The following is a 2,133-nucleotide window of genomic DNA, read 5'->3' as shown; positions in this document are numbered from 1 at the left end:
CCGCCGAGATGGCACTCTCGGTCCTCGCCTATAACCTGACACGGGTCATGAACATCGTCGGGACCAAGCCGCTGATGGCTGCGATCGCGGCGTGAGACCGAACCGGTCCTGGCTTCTCACCGACTTCCTTGGAAGGGTGTTTTTACACGGCCAAGACCCGAAGCGGACATCGTTCTCTTACGCGGCGTGCCTCCTACACAAAAAAGGCCGTCGTACGCTCAACCAGCCAGTAGGCCGCCATGATGCCTATAGCGTAGGCGACGGTCACATCGAGCCGGTCGAGTGATGGCTGTATACGCGCAGGCTCCAATAGTTTTGACGCCACAAAGCGTAACAGGGATATCAACGACAAGACTGCGGCAACGAAAATGAGCTGTCCAATCTCAACTCCAACATTGAAAAACAGCAGCGCAACGGCGATCGAATGTTGAGGTAATCCCACCTCAGCCAGCGCGCCGGCAAATCCAAAGCCATGCAGGAGGCCGAAGGAGAAGGCAACGAGCCATGGCAGGCGCGCGGTCAAACTCGGCTTCCCACGGCGGGCGTTCAGAATCTCGACCGCAACCAGCATGATGCTGAGCGCTATGGTTGCCTCCAGGGGCGGTCCCGCCACATTCACAAAGCCCAGCGCCGCCGCTGCGAGGGTAATGCTGTGCGCGATCGTGAATGCCGTAACCGTAATGGCCACGCGCCCCCAGCCTCGTACGAGAATCACCAGCGCCAGCACAAACAGCAAATGGTCGAAGCCGAAAAGAATGTGTTCGACACCCAGATGCAGGTAGGTCGCTGCGATTTCCCAAGCGCCGGGCACGGCTCGAATGATGAATGCCGTCTTCGTTGGAGAAAGCCGTTCGGTCTGTACTGCGCCGGCAAGGCTTTCGATCCGAACCAGTACATCGGTCGATGTGGCCGATAGTCCGTTGATGGATACCGGCTGCCCTATAAATCCTCCCTCCCGCCGAATGGTACGGCGTTCAACATAGACCCCGTCGCTGAACGATGCACGGGGCGGCCCTACATCCTGAGTGCCCTCGGGCAGTTTGACGTAGATCGCGAGCCGCAAGTCTTCCCCGCGCGCAGGGATTTTGAAAAGCAAATTATACTCGCCGGAGCTGGTCTGGCGCATTTCCAGATAGCCGGGCCGAAGTTCATCCGAGATCGCGGGTTGCGCCAGCAGCACCGCCAGAACAGCAATGAACAAACGAAAACGGGTCATCGACCAACGTCGGCTGACGCCGCCTTGGAAGGAGGCGCTTCCACCACGATTTCGTAGCGCTCCCGTAGCGAGGCATACAGCTTCTGTTCTGCCTCAAGGCGCCGCGCGTTCGCCCACTCTCGGCGGACGGCCGGCCGGACATCATCGAGCGGCGGCAAGCTGCCGGAAACTCGTTTGCTGATAAAGACGAAATGCTGTCCAAAGCTCGAAGAAACCGGCCCCTGCCAGCGCCCGTTTTCCATCGCGAGCACCCGTTTGGCGAACCTTTCACCAAACTGGTTGGTTACCTTTGTTGCCGAGAAGCCACGAAACTCCTCGCCAAGCAGAAAGGGATCGCCGAGTGTCGTCGTATCTACAGCCGCGTCGGCACCAGCTAGGACGCTCGCAACCTGTTTGCTGTCGCTCTCGATGGTATTGGGGCGCCGCGTGGCGCTCAGGAAGACCTGACGAAATGTGATTTGATCGTCGGATCTGAAGCGCTCCGGATTGGACGCGAGGTAAGCGGCAAGCTGCTCGTCGCTCGCTTCAGGCATGTCTGCGGCAAGAAATTCCATCTTCTGCCGCACGCGACGACGAATGATGACGTCGTCTCGGTCGAGCCCGGCCGCTCTGCCCTCGCGGTAGAAGACTTCGTCGCGGATGTAGTCTTCAATCAGGCCCTGCAGTTCCTGCTCGCTCGGCGGCCGCCGCCATGTCCGCACAAATCCGTCGCCGAGGTTGGCGATCCGCGAGGCGGAAACCACGATTTTCTCGGGAGCCTCTGCATTTCGCTTGCCGACGAGACCGTAAAGCGCGAATAGCGTCGCACCAAGCGCGAGAAACTGAAATAACGGCTCTCTCAGCAGCCGAGCGATCAAGGCGTGTACCAGATCGGCGAGGTGTAGGCGCGTTCGGTGGTCGTCATCCTGACTTCCGCC

General features: G+C 59.6%; 2 protein-coding genes. Both read right to left on the bottom strand.

Annotation, left to right across the window (positions count from 1 at the left end; translation table 11 throughout):
• Nucleotides 1-193 precede the first annotated feature (193 nt).
• Entirely contained in the window at nucleotides 194-1,216 is a 1,023-nt protein-coding gene (locus JQ558_RS36900; RefSeq protein ID WP_212296726.1) for a HupE/UreJ family protein, read from the bottom strand.
• Nucleotides 1,213-2,133: peptidyl-prolyl cis-trans isomerase (locus JQ558_RS36895; RefSeq protein ID WP_249142802.1), on the bottom strand; the 921-nt coding region annotated here is incomplete at its 5' end. The genes JQ558_RS36895 and JQ558_RS36900, both read right to left, overlap by 4 nt.

This window comes from Bradyrhizobium sp. AUGA SZCCT0160, assembly GCF_018130105.1.
GTDB lineage: Bacteria > Pseudomonadota > Alphaproteobacteria > Rhizobiales > Xanthobacteraceae > Bradyrhizobium.
The sequence above is the reverse complement of the archived record's forward strand: the minus strand, read 5'-3'. Positions and strand labels throughout refer to the sequence as shown.